We start from the raw sequence: 4,124 nt of genomic DNA, 5'->3' as shown, positions 1-4,124 counted from the left end.
CCGCTACACCGAGCTCGCGCATCCGCTGGCCTGCTCGGAGGACTTCTCCCGGGTGCTCGCGTGGGTCCCGGGCAGCCTGGTCGCGATCGGCGCCGCGGTGGCCGGCGCCGATCCACGGACGGCGCCGTTCAACCACAGCCCGCGGGCCCGCTTCGACGAGACGGTGCTGCCCGACGGCGCCGCCCTCTACGCGGAGCTCGCCACCCGGGCGCTGGCCGCCGCGCCCCACCCGGACGGAGACTGACCTCTGGCGGAAAGCCCCGGCGACCGCGATGGACGGGAATGGCGTACGGCGTGCCATCATGAGATGGCCGGCGGGAACGCTGTCATCAGCGGGCCCGGCCGAGCGAGGACGTGTCGAAAGAACCGACGTCACACCCCGACAACGAGTAGGGAATAAAGATTGAACGATCGGGTGATCTCCCTGGTCCGGGACTATCTGGTCGCGTATCCCGCGGAGGCCGAGGCGTTGACCCCGCTGCTCGATCTGGCGTCCACCGGCTCGCCGGTCACCGCCCGCGCGACGCTGCCCGGCCACGTCACCTGCGGCGCGGTCGCGGTGGACACGACGTTCCGGGTGCTGCAGATCCACCATCGCGTGCTGGACCGCTGGCTGTTCCCGGGCGGGCACGTCGAGGACGAGGACGCCACCCTCGCGGGCGCCGCGCTGCGTGAGCTCGCCGAGGAGACGGGCGTTCACCCCTCGGCCGCGCGACCCTTGCGCGAGCTGCCGATGGACATCGACGTCCACGTCATTCCCGAGAATCCCGCGCGGGCCGAGCCGGAACACACCCATTACGATTTTCGCTTTGTTTTTCAGATTCAGCGGTCGCATTCGCCGGGCACGGTGGATCTGCGCCTCGACGAGGTGACCGACCACCGCTGGCTGCCGGTCGCGGACCTGCCCGGCCCGACCGGCGCGAGGATCACCGCGATCCTCGCCGGCTGAGCCGCTGCCGCCAGCCAGCCGGCGGTCCGGTCCTCAGTCGGCGGTGAAGTCGCCCGCGTGGTCCGCCGCCCAGGTGGCGAACGTCCGCGCCGGGCGGCCCGTGACGGCTTGCACGGTGTCGGTGACCTGGGCGGGAACGCCGACCTGGTCGCGCTGGTAGCCCAGCAGCGCGTCGACGATGCCGGCGGAGCCCGGACCGCCGAAGCGCGCCAGCATCTCGGCGCGCGCCTGGTCCGGGGAGATCTCCGCCAGGCGCACCGGCCGACCGGCGGCCTGCCCGATCAGGTCGAGCTGGTCACGCCTGGTCAGCGACTCCGGCCCGGTGAGGGGATAGCTCGCGCCCTCGTGGCCGGGCTGGAGCAGCGCCAGAACCGACACCGCCGCGATGTCACGCTCGTGGATCGGCGCGGAATGGGACTGCGGGTAGCCCTCGCGCACCACCTCGCCGGCGCGGATCGTCGGCGCCCAGGCCAGCGCGTTCGTCGCGAACGCCCCCGGCCGCACGAAGGTCCACGCCAGCCCGGACGCGGCGATCGCCGCCTCGACGACCGTGTGCCGGCGGGCGATCTCGTTCGCCGCGCCCTCCTGCTCGGCCGACAGCGAGGACAGCAGCACGATCCGTTCGACCCTCGCCGCCGCGGCGGCGGCGAGGACACCGTCGACGCCCTCGGGGGAGGCGTAGAGGAACACGGCGCCCACGCCGTCGAACACGCCCCGGGTCGACTCGGGCCGGCCCAGGTCGGCGCCCACCACCTCGACCCCCGCCGGCGCGTCCACCCGCGCCGGCTCACGGCTGGCGACCCGCACCGGCACGCCCTCGGCCAGCAGGCCGTCGACCACCGCACGGGCGACCGCACCGCGCCCGCCCGTCACCAAAACCGTCATCCGCAACCACGCTCCCGTGTCCGTGCAGGGCACCGATCTGGCGCCCCGATCACCCGGGCGGGAACACCGGCGTCCGCGCCCTGCCCCGCCATCGCGTGGGACCAGCCTTCACCCTGAACACAGGTTGAGGTCAACGCGGCGCGGCGCGTTCCGGCTGGGTCGGCCGAGCCGGAGGCGGGTCAGCCGGGTGAGGGGCCGGGTTCGGCGGGGCCAGGCCCGGCGGGACCGAGCGCGGCAAGTACGAGGCCGGCGAAGCGCCGCCACACCTGCGGGTCCCGGTTGCCGAGGTCGGCCAGGGCATGGGCGCAGCCGCTGCTCAGGATCCGTAGGTCGAGGACGGTGACGTCCGCGCGCAGCGCCCCGCGGTCGCGGGCGGCGACGACGATGCGCTCCAGCGTCTCGAGGGAGCTCATCGTCGCCGCGCGCAGTTCCTCGCGCGGCATCACCTCGGCGAGCAGGACCGGGTCGTGCACGAGCCGCTGGAACAGGTCGTCCAGGAAGTCGCGCAGAGCGAGGTAGGGATCCTCCTGCGCGGCCGCCTGGGCGACACGGGCGTCGACCCAGCGGATCTGGTGCTCGGCGACGGCCTGGACCAGCGCGTCCTTGGTGGGGTAGCTGCGGTAGACGGTGGCCTTTCCGACGCCGGCGCGGGCCGCCACCTCGGTCACGGTGGCGGTGAGGCCCTTCTCGGAGAACACCTCGATCGCGGCGGCCATGATCTGCTCGTGGTTGCGCCGGGCGTCGGACCGGCGCGCCGACCAGTCGCGATCCGCGCGGCCAACCGCACTGTCCGGGAGGGGAGCCATGACAACACCTTGCCCGAGTGACCAGTTCAACTCACGCCGGGTCCGGGTCCGACACCGCGAGGAGGACCCTCGCCGCGGGGCTGGCCTTGGGATCCGTCAGCGGCCCGGCCGGCCTGGGCGCGCGATGAACAGCGCGACCACCGCCCCGCACAGCAGGCCCGCGCCGCCGAGCAGGAACGACTCGGTGAACGCACTGTTCGTCGGCAGCGTCTGGCCGACGGGAACGCTGGCGGCCAGCAGGGTGGCGACGACCTGGGAGCCGAGCGCGGAACCCAGCGCGCGCACGACGGAGTTGACCCCGGTGGCCTGCCCGGTCATCTCGCTGGGAACCGAGGTCACGATGATGTTCGGCACCGCCGCCATGGCCAGGCCGATGCCCCCGAACATGACGATCGTCAGCGCGATCACCGACCCCTCGCTGGCGTGTTCGGCGCCGAGCGCACCGAGGCCGACCGCCGAGACGCCCATGCCGATCAGCAGCACGGCCCGGGAGCCGAGCCAGCGGCTGAGCCGGCCGGCGTAGGCCGCGGTGATGAGCATCCCCACGCAGCCCGGCAGCAGCAGCAGGCCGGCCTGCGTGGCGTCCAGGCCGAAGCCGTAGCCCGAGGACGTCGTGGTCTGGGCCACCTGCGGGACGATCACGAACGCGCCGAACGTGCCGAAACCGATCATCAGCGTCGTGAGGTTCGTGGTCAGCACCGGGCGCCGGGCCAGCACCCGCATGTCGATCAGCGGATCGTCGACGCGGCGTTCGTAGCACCCGAACACGACCAGCACCAGGGCGCCGAGGAGGAACAGGCCGATGGTGCGGGGTGCACCCCAGCCCCAGCTCGAGGTTTCGGTCAGGGCGATGAGCGGGGCGGTGAGGCCGACGGCGAGCAGGACGACGCCGACGACGTCGATCCGGCCCGGGGTGCGCAGGCCGGTGTCCGGCAGGCGCAGCGCGCCGACGGTGGCGGCGCCGGCCATGATGGCGCCGGCCCAGAAGATCCACTGCCAGGACGCGTGGTCGAACAGCAGTCCGCCCATCAGCAGCCCGCCACCCGCGCCGATGCCCAGGATGGCCGAGATCACTCCCAGCGCGCCCGGGCGGCGCTGGGCGGGGAACGTCTCGTGGATGAGCCCGAAGCACAGCGGGAAGATCCCACCGCCGACACCCTGGATGACCCGGGCCACGATCAGCACCCAGATGTTCGGCGACAGCGCCGCGAGCACGCTGCCGGCACCGAAGCCGACGAGCGACACGATCAGCATCCGGCGCTTGCCGACCATGTCGCCGAGCCGGCCGATCACCGGCGTGAGCAGCGCGGCCGCGACCAGGTAGGCGCTGAACACCCAGGACACGTTCCGCGTCGAGGTGTGCAGCGCGCCGCTGAGCTCCCCGAGGCCGGGCACCACCGCCGTCTGGGCCAGCGAGTACGCCGCCGCGGCGAGCGCGAGGACGCCCAGGTTCCCCTCGCCGCGCGGCCCCGGCGCGGTGCCGC

The 4,124-nt window shown here is 73.6% G+C and carries 4 protein-coding genes and 1 pseudogene; 2 read left to right on the top strand and 3 right to left on the bottom strand.

The window, feature by feature from the left end:
* Positions 1–244 (top strand): annotated as a pseudogene (locus MXD58_RS21865) (amidohydrolase); the annotation flags it as partial.
* A gap of 159 nt (positions 245–403) precedes the next feature.
* Complete coding sequence (locus MXD58_RS21860; protein ID WP_248839026.1) at positions 404–949, top strand: NUDIX hydrolase; 546 nt, start codon at positions 404–406, stop codon at positions 947–949.
* A gap of 33 nt (positions 950–982) precedes the next feature.
* On the opposite strand, the gene MXD58_RS21855 is transcribed toward MXD58_RS21860, so the two are convergent.
* From MXD58_RS21855 to MXD58_RS21845, 3 genes are all read right to left on the bottom strand, one after another.
* Positions 983–1,834: an NAD(P)H-binding protein gene (locus MXD58_RS21855; RefSeq protein WP_248839027.1), complete on the bottom strand. Its 852-nt coding sequence runs from the start codon at positions 1,832–1,834 to the stop codon at positions 983–985.
* Between the two features lie 179 nt (positions 1,835–2,013).
* Entirely contained in the window at positions 2,014–2,640 is a 627-nt protein-coding gene (locus tag MXD58_RS21850; RefSeq protein ID WP_248839028.1) for a TetR/AcrR family transcriptional regulator, read from the bottom strand.
* A gap of 96 nt (positions 2,641–2,736) precedes the next feature.
* The coding region (locus MXD58_RS21845) for an MFS transporter (protein WP_308302019.1) at positions 2,737–4,124 on the bottom strand (1,388 nt) is incomplete at its 5' end.

The organism is Frankia sp. AgKG'84/4 (assembly GCF_023242965.2).
In the GTDB taxonomy this organism is placed as follows: Bacteria; Actinomycetota; Actinomycetes; order Frankiales; family Frankiaceae; genus Frankia.
This window is presented reverse-complemented; position numbering and strand designations above follow the sequence as displayed.